Genomic DNA, 22,326 nt, shown 5'->3' on the forward strand with positions numbered 1-22,326 from the left:
GAGGCGCCCGTCGGGTCAGAGCTTCTTGACGAGGACCAGGCTCTTGCGATCCCAGTTGTATTTGCGCTTGCGCGCGTCGGGCAACCAGTCGGGATTCACCTGCTGGAAACCGCGCTTCAGGAACCAGTGCATGGTGCGCGTCGTGAGAACGAAGATGCTGTCCAGGCCCTGCGCCTTGGCGCGGTGCTCGATGCGCTTCAAGATGCGTTCGCCATCGCCCACCGACTGCGATTGCGGCGACACGGTGAGCGCCGCCATCTCGGCCGTGCGCTCCTCGGGGTACGGATACAGCGCCGCGCAGCCGAAGATCACACCGTCGTGCTCGATCACGGTGTAGTGATCGGCGTCGCGCTCGATCTCGGTGCGGTCGCGCTTGACCAGCGTGCCGTCGCGCTCGAACGGCTCGATCAGCTGCAGGATGCCGCCGATGTCGTCCACCGTGGCTTCGCGCAGCGATTCGAGCTTTTCGTCGATCACCATGGTGCCGACGCCGTCGTGCACATACACCTCGAGCAGCAGCGCGCCGTCGAGCGCGAAGGGCAGAATGTGGTTGCGTTCCACGCCGGCCTTGCAGGCCTTCACGCAGTGCTGCAGATAGAACGCGGTGTCGGTTGGGCGCTGCGCCGGCGGCAGCGAGGCGAGCAGCTTTTCGGCGGCAGCGAGCGGCAGTTCGGTGTCGATCGGGTTGTCTTCGCTCTCGGGCAGCTCGCTGTCCATGCGGATGCCGGGAATCTCGGTCAGGAAGATGAGTTTGTCGGCCTGGATCGAAATCGCCACGCTGGTTGCGACTTCTTCCATCGTCAGGTTGAAGGCCTCGCCGGTCGGCGAAAAGCCGAAGGGCGACATCAGCACCATCGCGCCGAAATCCAGCGTGCGGCGGATGCCGACCGCATCGACCTTGCGCACCAGGCCCGAATGCTTGAAATCCACGCCATCGACCACGCCCACCGGTCGCGCGGTGATGAAGTTGCCCGAGATCACGCGCACCGTGGAGCCCGCCATCGGCGTGTTCGGCAGGCCTTGGCTGAACGCGGCCTCGATTTCGTAGCGCAGCTGGCCGGCGGCTTCCTGCGCCGAATCGAGCGCCACCTCGTCGGTGATGCGCATGCCGTGCGAGTACTTCGCCTCGTGGCCCTTGGCCCGCAGTTGTTCGTTCACCTGCGGCCGAAAACCGTGCACCAGCACGACTTTGACGCCCATCGACTGGATCAGCGCCAGATCTTGCGCGATGTTCTGCAGCTTGCCGGCCGCGATCGCTTCGCCCGCCAGCGCGACCACGAAGGTCTTGCCCCGGTGCGTGTGGATGTAGGGCGCCACCGAGCGGAACCAGGGAACGAAGGTGAAATTGAAGACAGTGGACATGGAAGGGGCAGGTGGGGCGGGAGCGGGGCGAGCGACGGGATTTGGCCGGGCACAAGATAATCGGCGATTTTCCCCGAACTGCCTGCCTTGTCGTCGACCCCTTTCCGAATCGAGTTCCCCGAGTCGTTGCCGGTGTCTGCCCGGCGCGACGAAATCGCCGAAGCCATCCGCACGAACCAGGTCGTGATCGTCTGCGGCGAAACCGGCTCGGGCAAGACCACCCAGTTGCCCAAGATCGCGCTGATGCTCGGTCGCGGCAAACTGAACGCACCGCCCGGCCAGGGCAAGCTCATCGGCCACACGCAGCCGCGGCGCATCGCGGCCAGCTCGGTCGCCAAACGCATCGCCGAAGAGCTGAAGACGCCGTTGGGCGAGGTGGTCGGCTTCAAGGTGCGCTTCCAGGACCGCCTCTCCCGCGACGCTTCCGTCAAGCTGATGACCGACGGCATCCTGCTGGCCGAGACGCAGACCGACCCGCTGCTCAAGGCCTACGACACGATCATCATCGACGAGGCGCACGAGCGCAGCCTTAACATCGACTTCCTGCTCGGTTACCTGCGCGAAATCCTGCCGCGCCGGCCCGACCTGAAGGTGATCGTGACCTCGGCCACGATCGATGCCGACCGCTTCGCCACGCACTTCGCGTCGAGACGCCCGGCGCCGGGCCGCCCCAAGGCGGGCGCGGCCCCCTCGGGGGGCAGCGACCCACACGAAGTGGGGGAGCGTGGGGGCGAGCTGCGTCCGGCGCCGATCATCTATGTGTCGGGCCGCACCTTTCCGGTCGAGCAGCGCTACCGGCCCTTCGAAGAGTCGCGCGAGTACGACCTGAATTCGGCGATCGCTGATGGCGTCGACGAGCTTTGGCGCGATCCGCACAACGCCGGCGACATCCTGGTGTTCCTGCCCGGCGAGCGCGAGATCCGGGAGGCGGCCGATCATTTGCGGCGCCACCTGACGCACCAGCCGTTGATGCGCAGTGCCGAAGTCTTGCCGCTGTTCGCGCGGCTCTCGCCGGCCGAGCAGGACCGCATCTTCGATGGCCACACCGGCCGCCGCATCGTGCTCGCCACCAACGTGGCCGAGACCTCGCTCACGGTGCCCGGAACGCGTTACGTGATCGACGCGGGCACGGCGCGCGTCAAGCGCTATTCGTTCCGCAGCAAGGTGGAGCAATTGCTGGTCGAGCCGATCAGCCAGGCGGCGGCCAACCAACGCGCGGGGCGTTGCGGTCGCGTGGCCGACGGCATCTGCATCCGGCTCTACGACGAGAAGGACTTCGAGGGCCGCCCGCGCTTCACCGATCCGGAAATCCTGCGTTCGTCGCTGGCCGGCGTGATCCTGCGCATGAAGTCGCTGCGGCTGGGCGACGTCGCGCGCTTTCCGTTCCTGGAAGCGCCGACGCCGCGCGCTATTGCCGACGGCTACCAGTTGCTCAACGAGCTCGGCGCGGTCGACGACGCCAACGAGCTCACGCCGATGGGCGGCGAGCTGGCGCGGTTGCCGCTCGACCCGCGCGTCGGCCGGATGATCCTGGAGGCGCGCTCGCGCGGCGCGCTCGAAGAAGTGCTGGTCATCGCCTCAGCCCTGAGCGTGCAGGACGTGCGCGACCGCCCGATGGACGCGCAACAGCAGGCCGACCAGGCGCACGCGCAGTTTGACGACGACAAGAGCGAATTCAGCGGCTACCTGCGGCTCTGGAAATGGATCGGCGCCGCCCGCGGCGGGCACGACAACACCCACAAGCTGACGAACCGCCAGTACGAGCAATTGCTGCGCCAGAACTTCATCAACATCCGCCGCGTGCGCGAGTGGCGCGACATCCATTCGCAGCTGCTGACGGTGGTGACCGAGCACAAGTGGCGCATCAACAGCGAGCCGGCCGGCTACGAGCCCTTGCACCTGTCGATGCTGGCCGGCCTGCTCGGCAACATCGGCTGGAAGCAGGAGGATGACGAGGCCTACCTGGGCGCGCGCGGCATCAAGTTCTACAAGCACCCCGGCGCGCACCTGAAGAAAAAGGCGGGCCGCTGGATCGTGGCGGCGGAGCTGGTCGAAACCACGCGCCTGTTCGGCCGCGGCATCGCCAACATCGAGCCGCAGTGGCTGGAGCAGGTCGGCGGGCATTTGCTGAAGAAACAGTTGCTCGATCCGCATTGGGAAAAGAAGGGCGCGCAGGTGTCGGCGCTGGAGCGCGCGACACTCTACGGTTTGGTGGTCTACAGCGGCCGGCGTGTCGACTTCACGAAGGTCGACCCGGTCGCGGCGCGCGAGATCTTCATTCGCGAGGCGCTGGTCGACGGGCAGTGGGAAACCCGGCTGCCTTTCCTGCAGGCCAACCGCAAGCTGGTGAAAGAAGTCGAAGGCCTGGAGCACAAGGCGCGCCGGCAGGACGTGCTGGTCGACGATGAACTGATCTTCGCGTTCTACGACGCGCAGCTGCCGGCCGACGTGGCGAGCGGCATCACTTTCGAGAATTGGTACAAGCCGGCATCGCGCGAGCAGCCGCGCCTCCTGTTCCTCACGCGTGATGAGCTGATGCGGCACCAGGCCGCGGGCATCACGACGCAGTCGTTCCCGCCGACGGTGCGCCTCGGCGGGGTCGACTGCGCGGCGACTTATCTGCACGAGCCCGGCGACGCGAAAGACGGGCTCACCGTCAGCGTGCCGCTGTTCGTGCTGAACCAAGTCAGCGAAGAGCGCTGCGAGTGGCTGGTCACCGGCATGCTCAAGGACAAGATCCAGGCGCTGCTCAAGAGCCTGCCGCAGCGACCGCGCTCGCGGCTGGTGCCGCTGCCGGATTCCTCCGCGAAGCTCGCCGAGGCCTTGTCTGCGCCCGAACTGTTCGGCGCGGGTTCGTTGACCGACGTGCTGCTGCGACGGGTGCGCGAACTGACCAGCATCGACGTGGTGCGCGCCGACTTCAAGCTGGACATGCTGCCGCCCCACCTGTTCATGAACCTGCGCGTGGTCGACGAACACGGCCGCCAGCTCGGCATGGGACGCAATCTCGGTGCGCTCAAGGGCGAGTTGGGCGCCCAGGCGCGAGGCGCCTTCCAGGCGCTGGCGGGCATCAACGTCAAGGCAGCACCCGAACAGCAGGCGCCGGAATCACCGGCTGGCCGTGTGCAGCAAGCCGCTGGCAAACACGTCGCGAAGCAAAGTGCGGCGCCCGCGTTGCCGGCAGGCCAGCGCTACACGGCGTGGACTTTCGGCGAGCTGCCCGAACTGATGGAAGTGCGGCGCGGTGCGCAATCGCTCATCGGCTTTCCGGCGCTGATCGATGGCGGCGATGCGGTCACGATCGAGGTGTTCGACGAGCCGGCCGTCGCGACGGCAAAGCACCGAGCGGGCCTGAGGCGCTTGTTCGCATTGCAGCTGAAAGACGCGCTGAAGTATCTGGAGAAGAACATCCCGGATCTGCAGAAGATGGCCGTTGCGTACATGCCGCTTGGCACTTCGGATGCTTTGCGCAGCCAGATCATCGACGTGGCGATCGATCGCGCTTTTCTGCAAGAGCCGCTGCCGACCGACCCATTCGCGTTCAAGAAGCGCGTGGAAGAAGGCCGCGGGCGCCTGACCCTCATCGCCAACGAAGTGGCGCGCCTGGCCGGCGTGGTCCTGCTGGACTATGCAACGGCGGCACGCAAGATCAAGGACACGAAGATCCAGCCCGAGGCGGTGGCCGACGCGGCCCAGCAGTTGCAGCGGCTGGTGGGCAAGCGCTTTCTGGCCGACACGCCGTGGCCGCAGTTGCAGCATTTCGCGCGCTATCTGAAGGCCATCACGGCACGGCTCGACAAGTTGCGCGCCGATCCGGCGCGCGATGCGGCCAAGCTGGCCGAACTGCGGCCGCAGGAGCAGCGCTACTGGCGTCTGCTGGCCGATCGCAAGGGCGCGACCGACGAGCGCATGCTGGAATTCCGCTGGCTGCTCGAGGAGTTGCGGGTGAGTTTCTTCGCGCAGGAACTGCGCACCCCGCAACCGGTGAGCGTGAAGCGCCTCGACAAGGCGTGGACACAGCTCGACGCCTGACAAGACGGCAAAAAGCCCGCAGCAGCGGGCTTTTTCGGCTCAAGGCGTAACGGCGTCAGATGCGTCCGAGGAGCAGCAACACGACGATGACCACAAGCACCAGGCCAAGACCACCGCTTGGGCCATAGCCCCAGTTGCGACTGTGGCCCCACGTCGGCAACACGCCGATAAGAAGCAGGACGACGATGACGAGGACGATGAGGGACATGGGCTTCTCCTGAGGCGTTTTTGAAAGAGGCTCTATCGTCGGTCGGCCGAGCCCTGCGGCCTAGGGACAGCGGCCCTTCCGCCGGTCAGGGGACGCCTACGTCACGTGTCAGAGTTTGGCGAGCCGGTCGAGGGCGCTTTGCAGCGTCTCGTCCTTCTTGGCGAAGCAGAAGCGCACCACGCGCTGGTCGAATTCGTCGCCGTAGAACGCCGACAACGGAATCGCCGCCACGCCGATTTCGCTTGTGAGCCACTGGCAGAAATCCGCCTCGCCGAGGTCGCTCACTTCGCTGATGTCGACGCACTGGAAGTAGGTGCCACCGCTCGACAGCAGCTTGAAGCGCGTCTTCGCGAGGCCAGCTGCGAACCGATCGCGCTTGCGTTGATAGAACGCCGGCAGTTCCAGGTAGGGCGCCGGATCGGCCATGAAAGCCGCGAGCGCGTGCTGCATCGGCGTGTTCACCGTGAACACGTTGAACTGATGCACCTTGCGGAACTCGGTCATCAACGGCTCGGGCGCGGCCACGTAGCCCACCTTCCAGCCCGTGACGTGATAGGTCTTGCCGAAGCTGCTCACGATGAAGGCGCGCGCCGCCAGGCCCGGGAAGCGCGCGGCGCTCTGGTGCACTGCGCCGTCGTAGACCATGTGCTCGTAGACCTCGTCGCTGATCAACAGCACCTCGGTGGGCGCGAGCAGGTCGTCGAGCTGGCGCATTTCGGCTTCGGACCACACGGTCGCGCTCGGGTTGTGCGGCGTGTTGACGATGATCGCGCGCGTCTTCGAGGTTATCGCGGCGGCGATCTTGGCAAAGTCGGGACGGAACGTGCCGGGCGTCAGCGGGACGCGCACCACGGTGCCACCCGCCAGCTCGATGTTGGGCACGTAGCTGTCGTAGCAGGGCTCCAGCACGATCACTTCGTCGCCCGGCCGCACCACGGCGAGGATGGCGGTGATGATCGCCTGCGTCGCGCCGGCGGTGACGGTGATTTCGGTCGCGGCGCTGTAGCAGTGGCCGTAGAGCGCGCCGATCTTCGCGGCGATGGCTTCGCGCAGCGGCAGGATGCCGGGCATCGGCGGGTACTGGTTGTGGCCGGCAGCCATGGCCGCAGTGACGTCTTCGAGCAGCTTGGGATCGCAGTGGAAATCCGGAAAGCCCTGCCCGAGATTGACCGCGCCTTTTTCGGCGGCGAGCGCCGACATCACGGTGAAGATGGTGGTGCCGACGGCTGGCAGTTTGGTCGCGACGACAGGCGTGCGCGGGGAAAGAACAGTGCTCATAGTTCGTAGTCTTGCTGGTGGCCGCTGAGGGCCTTGGCGATGAGATTGCGGTCCAGCCGGTCGCTCAGCAACTCGGCGAATTTGAAGACGAAGTTGCGCAGGTAGGCGCTCTTCTTGAAGGCGACGCGGGCGATGTTGGTGCCGAAGATGTGACCCATCGGCTTGACGACGAGGTCGGCGTTGGTGTCGTCGCGCACTGCCATTTCGGCCACGATGCCGACCCCGAGGCCGAGGCGCACGTAGGTCTTGATCACGTCGGAATCGATCGCCTCGAGCGCGATGCGCGGAGTGAGCTTTTTCTGCGCGAACGCATGGTCGATGCGCGTGCGTCCGGTGAACGACGGGTGGTACGTGATGATCGGCTCGTGCGCCAGGTCTTCGAGCGACACGCGCTCCTTGTTCGCGAGCGGATGGTCCTTCGGCAACACCAGTACATGCTGCCACTCGTAGCAGGGCAGCGTCACCAACTCGGCGTAGTCGGCGAGCGATTCGGTGGCAATGCCGACCTCGGCGATCTCGTCGATCACCATGCGCGCCACCTGGTCCGGCGAGCCTTGATGCAGGCTGACGTTGACCTTCGGGTAGGCCTCGCGCAGACGTGCGACCGGCACCGGCAAGACATAGCGCGCCTGCGTGTGCGTGGTGGCGATCGACAGCGTGCCGCTGTCCTGCGCGCTGAACTGTTCGCCGATGCGTTTGAGATTGCCCACCTCGCGCATGATGAGTTCGATGCTCGCCAGCACATGCAGGCCGGGTTCGGTCACGCGTTTCAGGCGTTTTCCGTGCCGCGCGAAGATCTCGACGCCGAGTTCTTCCTCGAGTTCGATGATCGCCTTCGACACGCCAGGCTGAGAGGTGTGAAGTGCTTTTGCCGCTTCTGTCAGGTTCAGATTGCGCCGCACGGCCTCCTGAACGAATTTGAACTGGTGCAGATTCATATCGATTTCCGTCTTATTACGGAATTCATTATGCCTTCGGCGTCTATCGAAATTCAGGCTTTGAGGGCAGTTTTGGCCAGCAGGTCGATCACGTCGGGGTCTTCGCCGACTGCGCGCGCCAGCGTGAAATCGACCGTCGGGTGCGCGATGCGCAGCGCGTCGAGCAGCGCCGGCAAGTCTTCACGCACATGCTTGCCCATGCCGAGAAAAAGCGGGACGACCTTGATGGCGTTTGCGCCGCTCGCGATCAGCGCACTCGCCGCGGTCGGCAGGTCGGGCTCGATGAATTCGAGGTAAGCGCAGACCACCCGGGCCGTCGGCGCCAGGGCCGCCACCTGGCGCGCCACCGCTTCCACCGGCTCGCGCCAGCGGGGGTCTCGGGAACCGTGTGCAAAGAGCACGATGCCGGTGTTGTGCATGAATCGTCGCTACCTTCGCAGGACCAGCCACGAGAACGCGGCAAGGGACATGACGGAATAAATCAGCCCCGGCGCAGCCGCCGTGATCCACGGCGACCAGTTGCTCAGGTTGCCGAGGTAGCCGAACACGTTGTTGAGCATGAAGAAACTGATGCCGATCAGCACCCCGCCGAACACGTAGGTCGTGATGCCGGCCTGCCGGAAATGCAGGTAGGCGAAGGGCAGGGCGAGTACCACCATCACCAGGCAGGAGAGCGGATAGAACACCTTGCGCCAGAACTCGATCTCGTAGCGCTGCGCGGTCTGGCCGTTGGCATCGAGATGGCGGATGTAGTCGAACAGGTCAATCGTGCCCATTCGATCGGGTTTGAGCAGCGCCACCGACACCATTTCACTCGTGAGTGTGGTCGGCCAGCGAAGCTCCGGCAGTTTCCGGATGACGACACGTCCGGTCTCCGCGCTCTTGTTCGTCTCGTAGGTCTGCTCGTCGACCGTGTTGAGCACCCACACATCGCCTTCAATGCGCGCCGAATTGGCTGAGATCTGGCGGGAGACAAAGCCATTCGCATCGAACTCGAAGATGTTCATCAGGCTCATGGCGCCGTCGCGCCCGATCGAAACCACGTTCACCGCATACGACTTGTTGTCGCGCTTTTCCTTCAGCCAGGCCCCGGTGGTGCCTGCCGAAGTGAGGTAACCACGGTACTTCGCCTTCATGAGTTGGGCAGTGCTGCTCGACACCGGCGCGATGTAGTCGCCGATCGCGAAGGTGAGCAGCACGAAGCCGATGCCCAGCACCAGCAGGGTGCGCAATGCGCGCCATGGGCCGAGGCCGCTGGTTCGCAGGATCGTGTATTCGGAGCTCTGCGCGAGTCGTGCCATCACAAAGATGGTGCCGATCAGGACCGAAATCGGAAGCAGCTCGTAGAGGTGGCCGGGCACCAGCATGACGACGAACAGCAAGGCTTGCGGCAGCCCGTAGCCGAGGTCGGTCGGCTTGCCGACCGCCTGCAATTCATCGACGAAGTCGAAGAAGAAAAACAGGCTCAGGAAGCCGAGCGTGACGAAGGCCACGGACTTCAGCACCTCGATGTAGATGAGGCGGCGAATCGTCTTCATCGCACCGTTCCCGCGTGCAGGCCACCGCTGATCTGGCGCGATGGCCGTCTGCGGATTCCCCAGTTGTGGTGTCGCAGCGTGAGCCACAGGACCCCGATAAACAGCACGCCCCCATGCAGCACCAGCAGCCATCCGCCAAAGCTGAATCGGCCGGAGGCCACCCATCCTTGCCCCAGGTTCAGCAGGTTGTAATAAACGACGAATGCGAACAGTGCGAAGAGCAGGTTGCCGCTGCGGCCGACCCGCGGATTGACACTCGACAGCGTCAGCGCCAGCAGCACGAAATTGGCCCCGGCCAGGAGCATGCCGAGTCGCCAGGCGAGTTCGGCCAGATTGACGCCGGTGGGTGCAGCCAGGAGCCGCAAGGTGGACAACTCGCGCGCGGGCGTTTCGTCGCCGAGGCCGGAGGCATTGCTGCCGGTGCGCGCGCCGTAGGTCTTGAACTCGCTGATCTTCAGGCTAGACCGGTCGAGCGGCCGTTCGAGGCGCTGGCCGTTGTCGAGCATCAGGAAGCGCGCGTTGTCGATGAATTCCATGTGGCCGCCGCGCGCTGACGTGACGATCTGCCGGTTCCGCTCGATCGACGAGATGAAGACGTTCGACGCCGTGTTGCCATCGGGCGTGTCCTTGTCGACGAAGAACACCCGCATGCGGCCCGCCGATTCGACGAACTCGCCGGGGGCCACGCGCTCGATGTCGCTGCGCCGTTCGTATTGGTCGCGCATGCCGTGAGTCTGCGAGTTGGCCCAGGGCCAGCCGACCATGGCGAGCACCGTGATGAGCGCGAGCACGGGCCATGCGAAGCGAAACAGCGGCTCCACGAAGTCGGCCAATCCGCGGCCGCTGGAGAACCAAATCACCATTTCGCTGTCACGGTACATGCGCGACAGCGTACCGACGATGGCGATGAACAGGCTCAGACTCAGGATGGTCGGCAGATAGCCAAGCACCGTATAAGTCATCACCAGGAACACTTCGGAGGGGTTGACGCTGCCCTTGGCCGCAAGGCCGAGGGTGCGGATCAACATCATGGTCATCACGATGGTGACCAGCACGACGAGGGTCGCGCCGAAGCTGCGCGACAACTCTTTGCGGAGAGAGGAATGGAATAACATCGTTGCGGGAAAAAAAGGATTATGGACTTCCAACTCAAGACCCTCACTGGCAGTCAGGCTGCCACCGAAAAATCCGACGCGCTCATCGTCCTCGTGCCCTCCGGTGCGCTGGCGGTCGGCGATGCGTTGTCGGCCCTGGCGAGCGCTGCGCGCGCGGCGGGCGACCTGCCCGACAAGCCTGGCAAACTGCTGTCGCTCTATCGGCCTGAAGGCGTCGCGGCGCCCCGCGTGGTGCTGGCGTCGATCGGCGACGGCGTGCCGGGTTCCGTGCGCAGTGCGGTGCTGGCCGCGGTACGCACGCTCAAGGGCCTTGGAACGAAGCGCCTGACGCTGGTCTTCGCGGGTCCGGCCGACGGTGCGGCGGTGCATAGCGCGGTCCTGGCCGTCGCGGATGCGAGCTACGTCTACGTCACCACGAAGTCGAAGTCGGAGCCGCGAACGCTGCGGCAGGTCACCCTCGGTGTGGCCGACGGCAACGCCGTCAGCTCGGCTTTCGCCGAAGCCAAGGCCACCGCGGCAGGCATCGAGTTCGCCAAGGAGTGGGGCAATCGCCCCGCCAACCACTGCACGCCGACGCTGCTGGCAGACGCGGCCGAAACCCTCACCTCGCAGGCGCACATCAAATGCGAGGTGCTGGGCCCGAAAGAGGTGGCCAAGCTCGGGATGGGCTCTTTCGCATCGGTCGCGCAAGGCTCTTCCGAACCGCTTCGCTTCATTGTGTTGAGCTACCGCGGCGCCACCAAGGACCAGGCCCCTGTGGTGCTGGTGGGCAAGGGCATCACTTTCGACACGGGGGGGGTGTCGATGAAACCCGCTGCCGAAATGGACGAAATGAAGTTCGACATGTGCGGCGCGGCGAGCGTGCTCGGCGTGTTTCGTGCCTTGGGCGAATTGAAACCCGCCATCAACGTGATCGGCCTGATTCCTTCGTGCGAAAACATGAACGACGGCAAGGCTTTGAAGCCCGGCGACGTCGTGACCAGCATGAGCGGCCAGACCATTGAGGTGCTCAACACCGATGCCGAAGGCCGACTCATCTTGTGCGATGCGCTGACCTATGCTGAACGTTTCAAGCCGGCCGCGGTGATCGACATCGCCACGCTGACTGGCGCATGCGTCGTCGCGTTGGGCGGTGTGCGCACTGGCCTGTTCAGCGCAGACGACGCGCTGGCCAAGGCGCTCGAAGCAGCAGGCGAGCAATCGCTGGACCGCTGCTGGCGCCTGCCGCTGGACGACGAGTATGCCGAAGGTCTCAAGAGCAACTTTGCCGATGTGGCCAACATCGGCGGCCGCGCTGGCGGTGCGATCACGGCGGCCAAATTCCTGCAGCGCTTCACCGGGGCATTCCCGTGGGCGCATCTGGACATCGCGGGCACAGCATGGAAGAGCGGCGCAGCCAAAGGGTCGACGGGCCGTCCGGTCGGCTTGCTGGTGGCGTACCTCGTCTCGCGCGCCGGCGCCGTCCAGCCCGCATTGCCCAAAAAGGGTCGCAAGGCCCCAGCCGCTGCGTGACGGGCATCGACTTTCACTTCAACGCGCCCGACAAGGTGCTGCATGCGTGCCGGCTGCTGCGCAAGGCGCTTCGCTTGCACGATGCGAGGCTGGTCGTCATTGGCGAGCCCGAAACGCTCGATGCCGTCGACGCGGCGCTCTGGGCGTTGTCGCCAGTCGATTTCATTGCGCACTGCCGGAGTGACGCCGAGGGGCATGTGATCGCGCGAACACCGGTGCTGCTGCTGGATGTCGACAGCGGACCCGCGCCGCACCGGCAGGTGCTGGTGAATGTCGGTGCCGCGCTGCCCGCCGGCTTCGAGCGCTTCGACCGTTTGATCGACATCGTGAGCGGCGACCCCGAAGACCGGCAGATCGGACGGGCCCGCTGGAAGCACTACGCAACGCGGGGCTACGCGATCACGCCACACGACTTCGCGAAGGCGGGTGCCTGATGGCCAGCAACCTGCGCGTTCCGCCGCGCTTCGTGCCCACGCTTACGGCCGTGCTCGAAGTGCCCCCGGAACCCGTCGAGGAGCCCGCGACCGACGACCTCGCGGCGACGCCGGAACCCGTCCCCATCGACATGGTGGCGATCCGTCCGGGCCAGCTCTCCGACGACGATGCGTTTCGCCTGGAAGAGCAGCTGCTGCACCGCGTCTTGCAGCGCATCGACCTCCAATTGGAAGAGCGTTTGAGCGATACGGTGTCGGCCGCCGTTCAGCAGCAGCTCGATGCGATGCTGCCGCGCCTGCGGGGCGAAATCGAGTCGGTATTGCGCACCCTGGTGATCGAATCGTTGGCCCAGGAACTTTCAGAAAACACAGGGTCTGTGCCAGCGTCCGAGCCCGGATCCTTGGGCTAAACTGCGCGCCGGGTCGGGGGGTGCCAAGGCGCCACCGGTTTGCGGCGCGAAACTTGCTCAGTCTTCGCGCCCGGATCGAAAGACCGGTTTATGTATTCATTTCTTCATCAATGTTCTGGAGGTTTCCCATGCAATTGAAATGGACTGCGGTCGCACTGGCTGCGCTCACGCTCGTGGCTTGCGGCAAGAAAGAAGAAGCCGCGGCACCCGCTGCGGCACCGGCAGCGACCGCTGCAGCGCCCGCTGCAGCACCTCCGGCAGACGCGCTGGTCGTCAAGATCGGTCACGTTGGCCCGACCAGCGGCCCGATCGCTCACCTCGGCAAGGACAACGAGTTCGGCGCCAAGATGGCCATCGAAGACCTGAATTCGAGGAACCTCAAGATCGGCGACAAGGTTGCCAAGTTCGAACTGATGGCCGAAGACGACGGTGGCGATCCGAAGCAAGGCACCGCTGTTGCACAGAAGCTGGTCGACGCCAAGGTCAACGGCGTGGTCGGGCACCTGAACTCCGGCACCACGATCCCGGCTTCGAAGCTGTACAGCGACGCGGGCATTCCCCAGATCTCGCCGTCGGCCACCAACCCCAAGTACACACGTCAAGGCTTCAAGACCACGTTCCGCGTGGTGGCTGACGACACGCAACTGGGCGGCACGCTCGGCAAGTACGCCGTCGAAACACTGAAGGGCAAGAACATCGCCGTGATCGACGACCGCACTGCTTACGGCCAGGGCGTCGCAGAAGAGTTCGAGAAGGCCGCCAAGGCGGCTGGTGCGACCATCGTCGGCCACGAATTCACCACCGACAAGTCCACCGACTTCAACGCCATCCTGACCAAGCTCAAGGGTGCCAAGCCCGACGTGCTGTTCTTCGGCGGCATGGACGCCGTGGCCGGCCCGATGCTCAAGCAAGTCAAGCAACTCGGCATGACCGTGAAGTTCATGGGTGGCGACGGCATGTGCACCGGCGAACTCGCCAAGCTCGCTGGTGATGCAGTGGGCGAAGACATGGTGGTGTGCGCCGAAGCCGGCGGCGTCGACGGTGACTTCAAGGCGCCGCTCGAGAAGTTCAAGGCCGACTTCAAGGCCAAGAACGGCGTCGACGTCCAGATCTACGCACCGTACGTGTACGACGCCGTGGAAATCCTGGCCGACGCCATGGTGCGTGCCGGTTCCTCCGACCCTGCCAAGTACCTGCCTGAAATCGGCAAGACCAACTACAAGGGCGTGACCGGCCCGATCGCCTTCGACGAAAAGGGCGACATCAAGAACGGCGCGCTGACCCTGTACACGTACAAGGCCGGCAAGCGCGAGCAAATCGCTGTGGTTCGCTGAGCGAATCCGCCAAGCAAAAAAGGAGCCTTCGGGCTCCTTTTTTTTGGCACGCAATTTTGCGTTGCACGTAAAAAAGCCCGCGCAACGATCACGTTGCGCGGGCTTCAGACATTGTCTGGCGGAGCAGGCGGGATTCGAACCCGCGGAGGGTTTTACCCCTCACACGCTTTCCAGGCGTGCGACTTAAACCGCTCATCCACCGCTCCGGCGTCGTCGATTCTAACCCGCTGTGGGGCCGTTTTTTCCGGCTTGCACCATGCGCATCGCAGATGCGATGAGCGCAGCGGTTTCGCTCATGTTGCTGGGCACGATCAACGTGGTCTTCGAATCCTGCGCCACCTTGCCGTAGGCATCGACGGCGCGCTCCGCCACCTTCAATTGCACGGCCTGCTCGCCGCCGGGTTGGCGGATCGCTGCGGCGACGCGTTCGATCGCAAACGCGGTGGCATCGGCCACAGCCGTGATGGCCGCGGCTTCGCCTTGTGCGTTGTTGATGGCCGCTTGCTTTTCGCCTTCGGAGCGGGCAATGAATGCCTCACGCTCGCCGGTCGCGATGTTGATCTGTTCCTGACGTCGACCTTCGGACGCCGCAATGAGGGCGCGCTTGCCGCGCTCTGCGGTGATCTGCGCCTGCATGGCCAGCAGGATTTCTTTCGGTGGCGTCAGATCCTTGATTTCGTAGCGCAACACCTTCACGCCCCAGTTCAGCGCGGCCTCGTCGATCGCCGCGACAACCTGCGCATTGATGATGTCGCGCTCCTCGAAGGTCTTGTCGAGCTCGAGCTTGCCGACCACGCTGCGCAACGACGTCTGCGCCAGCTGCGTCACTGCCATGATGTAGTTGGACGAACCGTAGCTCGCCCGCATCGGGTCGGTCACCTGGAAATACAGGATGCCGTCGACCTGCAGCTGCGTGTTGTCGCGCGTGATGCAGATCTGGCTGGGCACGTCGAGCGGGATTTCTTTCAGGCTGTGCTTGTAGGCCACCTTGTCGATGAACGGGATCAGGAAGTTGGCGCCGGGCGTCATCGTCCCGTGGTACTTGCCCAGACGCTCGCGCACCCAGGCGTTTTGTTGCGGAACGAACTTCACCGACTGACTGATGAAGATGATCGCGATGACGAGAATCACGAAGGGGACTGCGAAATCCATGGTGCTGTTCTTTCTTGGGTTGTTCTTCAGATCTTGTCGAGTACCAGCCGGCTGCCGATGACTTCGACGACGCGGTGCTCTCCGGTGCTCGTGGTGCTGCCGGCACGCGGAACCACCGTCCATTGCGCGCCGCGATAGCGAACGGTGGCCGTGCCATCGACGTTCCACGCATCGACGAACACCTTCTCGCCGACGTCGAGGTTCACATCGGGATTCGATCCGCTGGCCAGCGTGACCGGCCTGCTGCGTCGTATCCAGTGCCACACGATGACCGCGCTCACACCGACGAAGGCTGCAACGACCAGTTGCGTCGTCAAGCCTGCGCCGAGGTGCGCAGCGATGGCGGCGGAGGCAAAGCCTGCGCTCAGCAGCAGCAGGTAAACGGTGCCTGACAACAGTTCGAGGACGATCGCGCCGCCAGCGATCAGCCACCAGATGGTGGAATTGGCCATAAAAGCTCCTCTTTATCGTTTGATCTGCATTCTCTGACATGCGGGCCGGCAACCGACTTCTGAATTCCTTACACTTCGCGGCTCTTTTCCCGTCCGGGCCACGCACATGAAATTTCGCTTTCCGATCGTCATCATCGACGAGGACTTCCGCGCCGAGAACACCTCGGGGCTGGGCATTCGCGCATTGGCGCAAGCCATCGAGAGCGAAGGCTTCGAGGTGCTCGGCGTCACGAGCTATGGCGACCTGAGCCAGTTCGCGCAGCAGCAAAGCCGGGCCAGTGCCTTCATCCTGTCGATCGACGACGAGGAATTCACGCCCGGGCCCGACCTCGATCCGGCCGTGCTCAACCTGCGCAGCTTCATCGAGCAGGTGCGCCGCAAGAACGCCGAGGTGCCGATCTACATCTACGGCGAGACGCGCACCTCGCGCCACATCCCGAACGACATCCTGCGCGAACTGCATGGCTTCATCCACATGTTCGAGGACACGCCGGAGTTCGTGGCGCGCCACATCATCCGCGAGGCCAAGAGCTACCTCGAGGGCGTTCAGCCGCCGTTCTTCAAGGCGCTGATCGACTACGCGGAAGATGGCTCGTACTCGTGGCACTGCCCGGGTCACTCGGGTGGCGTGGCCTTTCTCAAGAGCCCGGTGGGCCAGATGTTCCACCAGTTCTTCGGCGAGAACATGCTGCGCGCCGACGTGTGCAATGCGGTGGAAGAACTCGGTCAACTGCTCGACCACACCGGTCCGGTGGCGGCCAGCGAGCGCAATGCCGCACGCATCTTCAACGCCGACCACTGCTTCTTCGTGACCAACGGCACCAGCACCAGCAACAAGATGGTGTGGCACCACACGGTGGCGCCCGACGACGTGGTGGTGGTCGACCGCAACTGCCACAAATCGATCCTGCACGCGATCATCATGACCGGCGCGATTCCCGTCTTCATGAAGCCCACGCGCAACCATTTCGGCATCATCGGCCCGATCCCGCAGAGCGAGTTCGAGCAGAGCGCGATCAAGGCCAAGATCAAGGCCAACCCGTTGCTCGCGCATGTCGACCCCGACACCGTCAAGCCGCGCGTGATGACGCTCACCCAGTCGACCTACGACGGCGTGATCTACAACACCGAGACCATCAAGAACATGCTCGACGGCTACGTCGACACGCTGCATTTCGACGAAGCCTGGTTGCCGCACGCGGCGTTCCACCCGTTCTACGGCGCCTACCACGCGATGGGCAAGCGCCGGGTGCGACCGAAGGAGGCGTTGGTGTTCGCCACGCAATCGACCCACAAGCTGCTGGCCGGCATCAGCCAGGCCAGCCACGTGCTGGTGCAGGACTCGCAGAACCGTGCGCTCGACCGCGACCTGTTCAACGAGGCCTACCTGATGCACTCGTCGACCAGCCCGCAGTACGCGATCATCGCGAGCTGCGACGTGGCTGCCGCCATGATGGAACCGCCCGGCGGCACCGCATTGGTGGAAGAGTCCATCCTCGAAGCGCTCGACTTCCGCCGCGCCATGCGCAAGGTCGAGGAAGAGTTCGGCAAGGACGAGTGGTGGTTCAAGGTCTGGGGCCCCGAGAAGCTGGTCGACGAAGGCATCGGTCGCGCCGAAGACTGGATCATGAAGGGCGAGAAGGAGGGCAAGCGCAAGACGAAGAAGTCGCCGCGCAACTGGCACGGCTTCGGTGACCTGGCCGACGGCTTCAACATGCTGGACCCGATCAAGTCGACGATCGTGACGCCGGGCCTCGACCTGGAAGGCAACTTTGCAGAAACCGGCATTCCGGCCAGCGTGGTGACCAAGTTCCTCGCCGAGCACGGCGTGATCGTGGAGAAGACCGGGCTCTACAGCTTCTTCATCATGTTCACCATCGGCATCACCAAGGGCCGCTGGAACACGCTGCTCACGGCGCTGCAGCAGTTCAAGGACGACTACGCCCGTAACCAGCCGATGTGGCGCATCCTGCCGGAGTTCTGCCAGGTGCATCCCGGCTACGAGAAGCTCGGCCTGCGCGACCTGTGCCAGCACATCCACAAGCTGTATGCGCGCTTCGACGTGGCGCGCCTCACCACCGAGATGTACCTGAGCGACCTCACGCCGGCGATGAAGCCGAGCGATGCCTTCGCGCACATCGCGCACCGCAAGACCGAGCGCGTGGACATCGATGAACTGGAAGGGCGCATCACGACCAGCCTGATCACGCCGTACCCGCCGGGCATTCCGCTGCTGATTCCGGGCGAGGTCTTCAACAAGAAGATCGTTGACTACCTGAAGTTCGCGCGCGAGTTCAACAAGGAATGCCCGGGCTTCGAGACCGACATCCACGGTCTGGTGGCGAAGATCGACGAGACGGGCAAGAAGCGCTACTACGCCGACTGCGTGCGTCGCTGAATCCATCTGCTGGATCGCTCCGTATTGAATGGCAGTCGCCGCGCATTTTCGCGGCGGCTCCCTGCCAACCGAAGGAGCATTCCATGCAGATCAAACTCAATCGCCTTGCCGCCGCGACCCTCGCCGTCGCACTCACCGCCGGCGCGTTCAGCGCGATGGCCAAGGACGTGATGGTGGGCGGCGCGCCGATGTCGCCGACCAAGGACATCATCGACAACGCCGTCAACTCCAAGGACCACACGACGCTGGTCGCCGCTGTCAAGGCCGCCGGCCTGGTCGACACGCTCAAGGGTCCCGGTCCGTTCACCGTGTTCGCACCGACCAACAAGGCCTTCGCCGCATTGCCCGCCGGCACCGTCGACACGCTGCTCAAGCCGGAGAGCAAGGCCGCCCTGACCGGCGTGCTGACCTATCACGTGGTGTCGGGAAAGCTCGACGCGGCTGAACTCATGAAGGAAATCAAGGCCGGCAACGGCTCTGCCGAACTGAAGACGGTGGCCGGCGGCATGCTGGTTGCCAAGGCCAAGGGCAGCAAGATCACCCTGACCGATGAAAAGGGCGGCACCGCCACGGTGACCATCCCCAATGTGTACCAGTCGAACGGCGTGATCCACGTGGTCGACAAGGTGCTGCTGCCCAAGTAAGCCCCGACGCCCCGCAACCTTCTCAGGAGGGAATGTCGGGACGGACACGCAAGAAGCGCGCAAACCTCGGCAGACCGCCGGGGTTTGTGCCGTTGTAGCGGTAGGTGACCCAACTGCCGATGGCCGGCGGGTTGTTGCGTTCCGCATCGCTGAAGCCGCTGCCGAGCTTGAAGCGTCGGCCCTCCGGTGATTCCACCCACAGCGCGCCCATGCGGCCGTCGTGACGGCCCTTGCCGGGCACCATCGCCACCACGCGCGCTTCCGCGTCGTCGTACGGCTTGAACTTGAGGAGCGCAGCGCTTCGCTCGCCGCGGTACATGGAGTTGCCCCGGTGAAGCATCAGGCCTTCCCCGCCGAGCTTGACCGTCTTGTCGAGAAGCGCCTGCAGCTCGGCGTGCGACGTGGCGCGCTGTTGCGCGACGGGCAGCAGCCAGGGCGCGCTCGTGATCGGCAGCAGCTTGCGCAGTGCACTGAGTCGGGCGCTGAAATCGCCGGGCTGCGCGGGCAGGTCGAACACCATGAAGCGGATTTCGCGCCAGGCCGCATCGACTGGCGTCTGGCTGCGCACCGTCGACATCGCCTGCGTGAACTGGCCACGTCCGGCCCACAGTTCGCCGTCCATCGGCGTCGCCGGAAAACCGGCGGTGAACCAGGCCGGCGCGATGACCCGCTCGCCACCGCGCGTCCAGAGTTGCTTGCCGTCCCAATAGCCGCGAACGCCGTCGTATTTTTCGCTGACCCAGTAGTCGTCGAGCGACATGCCGCGCTGGTAGACGTCTGCCAGCATCAGCGCAGGTGCCGTTTCGCGCGCGAATGCGACGGGCGCCGTCGCGGCGGCCAGGGCCGCCAACAACCAGGATCTGCGGTTCAACACGGCGAGAGGGTTGCGCAAATCACGCAGCGTTTTCGGCGATGCCGCCCACCACGTTGCTGAAGCCGCCGTCGACGTACGTGATCTCGGCGGTCACACCGCTGGCGAGGTCGCTCAGCAGGAAAGCCGCGACGTTGCCGACCTCGTCGATCGTCACGTTGCGCCCGATCGGCGAGGCTTGTGCCACCGCCGACAGCATCTTGCCGAAGCCCTGGATGCCGCTCGCGGCGAGCGTCTTGATCGGGCCCGCGCTGATGCCGTTCACCCGCATTCCCTTCGGCCCCATCGAAGCGGCCATGTAGCGCACCGACGCTTCGAGCGATGCCTTGGCCAGGCCCATCGTGTTGTAGTTGGGCAGCACGCGCAGCGCGCCGAGGTAGGTCAGCGTGAGCAGGGCCGACTTGTCGTTGAGATAGGGCAGGGCGGCCCGCGCCATCGCCGGGAAGCTGTAGGCGCTGATGTCGTGCGCGATCTTGAAACCTTCACGCGACAGGCCGTCGAGAAAATCGCCGGAGATGGCCTCGCGCGGTGCGAAGCCGATGCTGTGCACGAAGCCGTCGAACGTCGGCCAGGTCTTCGACAGATCGGTGAAGAGCCTTTCGATTTGCGCGTCGTCTCCCACATCGCAATCGAAGATGAGCTTGGAGCCGAAGTCGGCGGCAAACTCGGTCGTGCGGTCCCTGAAGCGCTCGCCGACATAGCTGAAAGCGAGTTCGGCGCCTTGCTGGTGACAGGCCTTGGCGATGCCGTAAGCGATCGAACGGTTGCTCAGCACGCCCGTGATCAGCAGTTTTTTGCCGGTGAGAAAGCCCATAAATTTGCCTCTGATGAATCTTGTGCAGAATTCTCGCATGCGACGTTGGCTGCTCTGTGTGTTGACTTTCTTGGCGGCCCCGTCGTGGGGTGCGCACGCTTACGCGCAGTTCGGCGACATCAAGTACCCCGAAGGTTTCACGCATTTCGCCTATGCCAATCCCGACGCGCCGAAGGGCGGCGAGTTGCGCATGGTGCCGCCGATCACCTCCACCAACTTCGACAAATTCAATCCATTCACGCTGAAGGGCACGGCGCCGGCGGGACTCGGGCCTCTCATGTTCGAGAGTCTCCTTGTCGGCAATTCGGAGGAGGCGACCACGGCCTACGGCCTGCTGGCCGAAGACGTTGCGGTCGCACCCGACATGCTCTCGGCCACGTTCCGCCTGCGCCCGGCCGCGCGCTTCAACGACGGCGCACCGGTGCTGGCGTCCGACGTGGTGTATTCGTTCGACACCCTGACCGGTAAATTGGCCGCGCCGCAATTTCGCACCATCTACGCCGAAGTGAAGCGCGCGGTGGCAGTGGCCGAACGTACCGTGCGGTTCGATTTCGCCAGCCCGAACCGCGAGTTGCCGCTGGTGGTCGGCGGCATGGCGGTGTTCAGCCGCGCATGGGGCGGCGGCAAGCCGTTCGACCAGATCACGGGCGAGGTACCGATTGCTTCCGGCCCGTACAAGCCGGCAACCGCGCAACTCGGGCGAGACGTCACGTATTTGCGCGACCCGAATTACTGGGGAGCCCAGCTGCCGGTGCGCAAGGGCCAGTACAACTTCGACCGGCTCGTCTTCAAGCTCTACCTGGATGAGACGGCGCGCTTCGAAGGCCTGAAGGCAGGCGAGTTCGACCTGATGCGCGAGTTCATTTCGCGCAACTGGGCGCGGCAGTATCAGGGCAAGGTCTTCGATTCGGGCCAGGTGAAGAAGCAAGTGTTCATTCACAACAATCCGGGCGATTTCCAGGGCTACGTCTTCAACCTGCGAAATCCCAAATTCCAGGACATTCGGGTGCGTCAGGCGATCGGCCTCGCGATGGATTTCGAGTGGCTGAACCGCCAGTTGTTCTATGGCCTGTACAAGCGCGTCGAAGGCTACTTCCCGAACAGCGACTTTCACGCATCCGGCACGCCGACGCCGGAGGAACTGGCATTGCTCGCGCCCTTGCGCAAGTCGCTGAGGCCGGAGGTTTTCGGGCCGGCGGTCGTTTCGTCGACCACTCTGCCACCATCGAGCCTGCGCGACAATTTGCGCCAGGCGAAGCAACTGCTCGGCCAAGCTGGCTGGACTTACCGGGACGGCGCGCTTCGCAATGCGAAGAACGAGCCCTTCGAGATCGAGATGCTCAACAACCAGCCCTCGTTGATCCGCGTCATCACGCCGCTGCAGACGTCGCTCGGGAAGCTCGGTATCCAGTTGCGCGTGCGTACCGTCGACGGTTCGCTGTACCAGCAGCGCATGGACAACTTCGAGTTCGAGATGACGTCGCTGCGGCTCCCCGGCAGCAACGCGCCGGGCGGCGAGATGTACGAGTTCTATGGCTCTAAGGCGGCGGTGACGAACGGCTCCGCCAATCTCTGGGGCATTTCCGATCCGGCGGTCGACGCCTTGCTGCAAAAGATCGTGCAAGCCACCACCCGACTCGAACTGACTGCCGCCATGCGCTCGCTCGACCGCGTGCTGTCCCACGGCTACTACTCCATTCCGCAGTGGACCAGCGACACGTTCCTGGTCGGCTACCGGCCGGCCGGCTTCGTGCTGCCGAAGGTGATCCCGCCGTACTACCAGCCCGACACCTGGGCGATGTCGACCTGGTGGGCGTCGCCCTCGAACAAGTAA

The 22,326-nt window shown here is 64.5% G+C and carries 19 protein-coding genes and 1 tRNA gene; 8 read left to right on the forward strand and 12 right to left on the reverse strand.

The window, feature by feature from the left end:
• Positions 1–15: 15 nt before the first annotated feature.
• Complete coding sequence (argA, locus tag AX767_RS19395) at positions 16–1,362, reverse strand: amino-acid N-acetyltransferase (protein WP_068632814.1); 1,347 nt, start codon at positions 1,360–1,362, stop codon at positions 16–18.
• Between the two features lie 87 nt (positions 1,363–1,449).
• On the opposite strand from argA, the gene hrpA reads away from it, so the two are divergent.
• Positions 1,450–5,394, forward strand: a complete 3,945-nt coding sequence (gene hrpA / locus AX767_RS19400; RefSeq protein ID WP_068632815.1) for an ATP-dependent RNA helicase HrpA — start codon at positions 1,450–1,452, stop codon at positions 5,392–5,394.
• 55 nt (positions 5,395–5,449) lie between these two features.
• Here the strand turns inward: hrpA and AX767_RS21110 are convergent, their stop codons facing one another.
• The 6 genes from AX767_RS21110 to lptF form a co-directional block, all read right to left on the reverse strand.
• A complete protein-coding gene (locus AX767_RS21110) occupies positions 5,450–5,602 on the reverse strand; it encodes a DUF3309 family protein (RefSeq protein ID WP_082755086.1) in 153 nt (50 codons plus the stop codon).
• Positions 5,603–5,710: 108 nt separating this feature from the next.
• The gene (locus AX767_RS19405) at positions 5,711–6,880 is read right to left on the reverse strand and encodes a pyridoxal phosphate-dependent aminotransferase (protein WP_068632816.1); all 1,170 of its coding nucleotides are present in this window, start codon (positions 6,878–6,880) and stop codon (positions 5,711–5,713) included.
• The gene (locus AX767_RS19410) at positions 6,877–7,818 is read right to left on the reverse strand and encodes a CysB family HTH-type transcriptional regulator (RefSeq protein ID WP_068632817.1); all 942 of its coding nucleotides are present in this window, start codon (positions 7,816–7,818) and stop codon (positions 6,877–6,879) included. Before AX767_RS19410 ends, AX767_RS19405 begins: the two co-directional genes overlap by 4 nt.
• A gap of 53 nt (positions 7,819–7,871) precedes the next feature.
• Positions 7,872–8,237 carry a sirohydrochlorin chelatase gene (locus AX767_RS19415; RefSeq protein WP_068632818.1) on the reverse strand — a complete coding sequence of 122 codons (366 nt, stop codon included), beginning with the start codon at positions 8,235–8,237 and terminating at the stop codon, positions 7,872–7,874.
• Positions 8,238–8,246: 9 nt separating this feature from the next.
• Positions 8,247–9,356: an LPS export ABC transporter permease LptG gene (gene lptG / locus AX767_RS19420; RefSeq protein WP_068632819.1), complete on the reverse strand. Its 1,110-nt coding sequence runs from the start codon at positions 9,354–9,356 to the stop codon at positions 8,247–8,249.
• Positions 9,353–10,471 (reverse strand): LPS export ABC transporter permease LptF, encoded by a 1,119-nt coding sequence (gene lptF / locus AX767_RS19425; protein WP_068632820.1) that lies wholly within the window; start codon positions 10,469–10,471, stop codon positions 9,353–9,355. The genes lptG and lptF overlap by 4 nt, the downstream gene beginning before the upstream one ends.
• A gap of 21 nt (positions 10,472–10,492) precedes the next feature.
• On the opposite strand from lptF, the gene AX767_RS19430 reads away from it, so the two are divergent.
• The 4 genes from AX767_RS19430 to AX767_RS19445 all read left to right on the forward strand — a co-directional run bounded on the left by AX767_RS19430 (position 10,493) and on the right by AX767_RS19445 (position 14,161).
• Positions 10,493–11,983: a leucyl aminopeptidase gene (locus AX767_RS19430; RefSeq protein WP_068632821.1), complete on the forward strand. Its 1,491-nt coding sequence runs from the start codon at positions 10,493–10,495 to the stop codon at positions 11,981–11,983.
• The gene (locus tag AX767_RS19435; RefSeq protein ID WP_068632822.1) at positions 11,980–12,417 is read left to right on the forward strand and encodes a DNA polymerase III subunit chi; all 438 of its coding nucleotides are present in this window, start codon (positions 11,980–11,982) and stop codon (positions 12,415–12,417) included. The genes AX767_RS19430 and AX767_RS19435 overlap by 4 nt, the downstream gene beginning before the upstream one ends.
• Entirely contained in the window at positions 12,417–12,827 is a 411-nt protein-coding gene (locus AX767_RS19440) for a hypothetical protein (protein ID WP_068632823.1), read from the forward strand. The genes AX767_RS19435 and AX767_RS19440 overlap by 1 nt, the downstream gene beginning before the upstream one ends.
• Positions 12,828–12,955: 128 nt before the next feature.
• Positions 12,956–14,161, forward strand: coding sequence for a branched-chain amino acid ABC transporter substrate-binding protein (locus AX767_RS19445; RefSeq protein ID WP_068632824.1), 1,206 nt, complete (start codon positions 12,956–12,958; stop codon positions 14,159–14,161).
• Positions 14,162–14,277: 116 nt separating this feature from the next.
• Here the strand turns inward: AX767_RS19445 and AX767_RS19450 are convergent.
• From AX767_RS19450 to AX767_RS19460, 3 genes are all read right to left on the reverse strand, one after another.
• Positions 14,278–14,367: transfer RNA gene (locus AX767_RS19450), tRNA-Ser, on the reverse strand.
• Positions 14,368–14,380: 13 nt separating this feature from the next.
• Positions 14,381–15,313 carry an SPFH domain-containing protein gene (locus AX767_RS19455; RefSeq protein WP_068632825.1) on the reverse strand — a complete coding sequence of 311 codons (933 nt, stop codon included), beginning with the start codon at positions 15,311–15,313 and terminating at the stop codon, positions 14,381–14,383.
• A gap of 26 nt (positions 15,314–15,339) precedes the next feature.
• Positions 15,340–15,765, reverse strand: a complete 426-nt coding sequence (locus tag AX767_RS19460) for an NfeD family protein (protein WP_068632826.1) — start codon at positions 15,763–15,765, stop codon at positions 15,340–15,342.
• A gap of 106 nt (positions 15,766–15,871) precedes the next feature.
• Here AX767_RS19460 and AX767_RS19465 point away from each other — a divergent pair, with 106 nt between their 5' ends.
• On the forward strand, positions 15,872–18,163 hold the full coding sequence (locus tag AX767_RS19465; RefSeq protein WP_068632827.1) for an arginine/lysine/ornithine decarboxylase: 2,292 nt from the start codon (positions 15,872–15,874) through the stop codon (positions 18,161–18,163).
• Positions 18,164–18,246: 83 nt separating this feature from the next.
• Positions 18,247–18,807 (forward strand): fasciclin domain-containing protein, encoded by a 561-nt coding sequence (locus tag AX767_RS19470; protein ID WP_068632828.1) that lies wholly within the window; start codon positions 18,247–18,249, stop codon positions 18,805–18,807.
• Positions 18,808–18,829: 22 nt separating this feature from the next.
• Here the strand turns inward: AX767_RS19470 and AX767_RS19475 are convergent, their stop codons facing one another.
• Positions 18,830–19,681: a DNA ligase gene (locus tag AX767_RS19475; protein WP_068633916.1), complete on the reverse strand. Its 852-nt coding sequence runs from the start codon at positions 19,679–19,681 to the stop codon at positions 18,830–18,832.
• 19 nt (positions 19,682–19,700) lie between these two features.
• Complete coding sequence (fabI, locus tag AX767_RS19480; RefSeq protein WP_068632829.1) at positions 19,701–20,492, reverse strand: enoyl-ACP reductase FabI; 792 nt, start codon at positions 20,490–20,492, stop codon at positions 19,701–19,703.
• 37 nt (positions 20,493–20,529) lie between these two features.
• Here fabI and AX767_RS19485 point away from each other — a divergent pair, with 37 nt between their 5' ends.
• Positions 20,530–22,326, forward strand: coding sequence for an extracellular solute-binding protein (locus AX767_RS19485; protein WP_068632830.1), 1,797 nt, complete (start codon positions 20,530–20,532; stop codon positions 22,324–22,326).

The sequence above is a fragment of the Variovorax sp. PAMC 28711 genome, from assembly GCF_001577265.1.
Taxonomy (GTDB): Bacteria; Pseudomonadota; Gammaproteobacteria; order Burkholderiales; family Burkholderiaceae_C; genus Variovorax.

Coding starts and splice junctions, on each gene's coding strand:
- AX767_RS19415 (WP_068632818.1), bottom strand. CDS start 8,237: ATGCACAACACCGGCATCGTGCTCTTTGCACACGGTTCCCGAGACCCC.
- AX767_RS21110 (WP_082755086.1), bottom strand. CDS start 5,602: ATGTCCCTCATCGTCCTCGTCATCGTCGTCCTGCTTCTTATCGGCGTG.
- AX767_RS19485 (WP_068632830.1), top strand. CDS start 20,530: ATGCGACGTTGGCTGCTCTGTGTGTTGACTTTCTTGGCGGCCCCGTCG.
- AX767_RS19455 (WP_068632825.1), bottom strand. CDS start 15,313: ATGGATTTCGCAGTCCCCTTCGTGATTCTCGTCATCGCGATCATCTTC.
- AX767_RS19445 (WP_068632824.1), top strand. CDS start 12,956: ATGCAATTGAAATGGACTGCGGTCGCACTGGCTGCGCTCACGCTCGTG.
- argA (WP_068632814.1), bottom strand. CDS start 1,362: ATGTCCACTGTCTTCAATTTCACCTTCGTTCCCTGGTTCCGCTCGGTG.
- AX767_RS19470 (WP_068632828.1), top strand. CDS start 18,247: ATGCAGATCAAACTCAATCGCCTTGCCGCCGCGACCCTCGCCGTCGCA.
- lptF (WP_068632820.1), bottom strand. CDS start 10,471: ATGTTATTCCATTCCTCTCTCCGCAAAGAGTTGTCGCGCAGCTTCGGC.
- fabI (WP_068632829.1), bottom strand. CDS start 20,492: ATGGGCTTTCTCACCGGCAAAAAACTGCTGATCACGGGCGTGCTGAGC.
- AX767_RS19430 (WP_068632821.1), top strand. CDS start 10,493: ATGGACTTCCAACTCAAGACCCTCACTGGCAGTCAGGCTGCCACCGAA.
- AX767_RS19405 (WP_068632816.1), bottom strand. CDS start 6,880: ATGAGCACTGTTCTTTCCCCGCGCACGCCTGTCGTCGCGACCAAACTG.
- AX767_RS19440 (WP_068632823.1), top strand. CDS start 12,417: ATGGCCAGCAACCTGCGCGTTCCGCCGCGCTTCGTGCCCACGCTTACG.
- AX767_RS19410 (WP_068632817.1), bottom strand. CDS start 7,818: ATGAATCTGCACCAGTTCAAATTCGTTCAGGAGGCCGTGCGGCGCAAT.
- AX767_RS19465 (WP_068632827.1), top strand. CDS start 15,872: ATGAAATTTCGCTTTCCGATCGTCATCATCGACGAGGACTTCCGCGCC.
- AX767_RS19460 (WP_068632826.1), bottom strand. CDS start 15,765: ATGGCCAATTCCACCATCTGGTGGCTGATCGCTGGCGGCGCGATCGTC.
- lptG (WP_068632819.1), bottom strand. CDS start 9,356: ATGAAGACGATTCGCCGCCTCATCTACATCGAGGTGCTGAAGTCCGTG.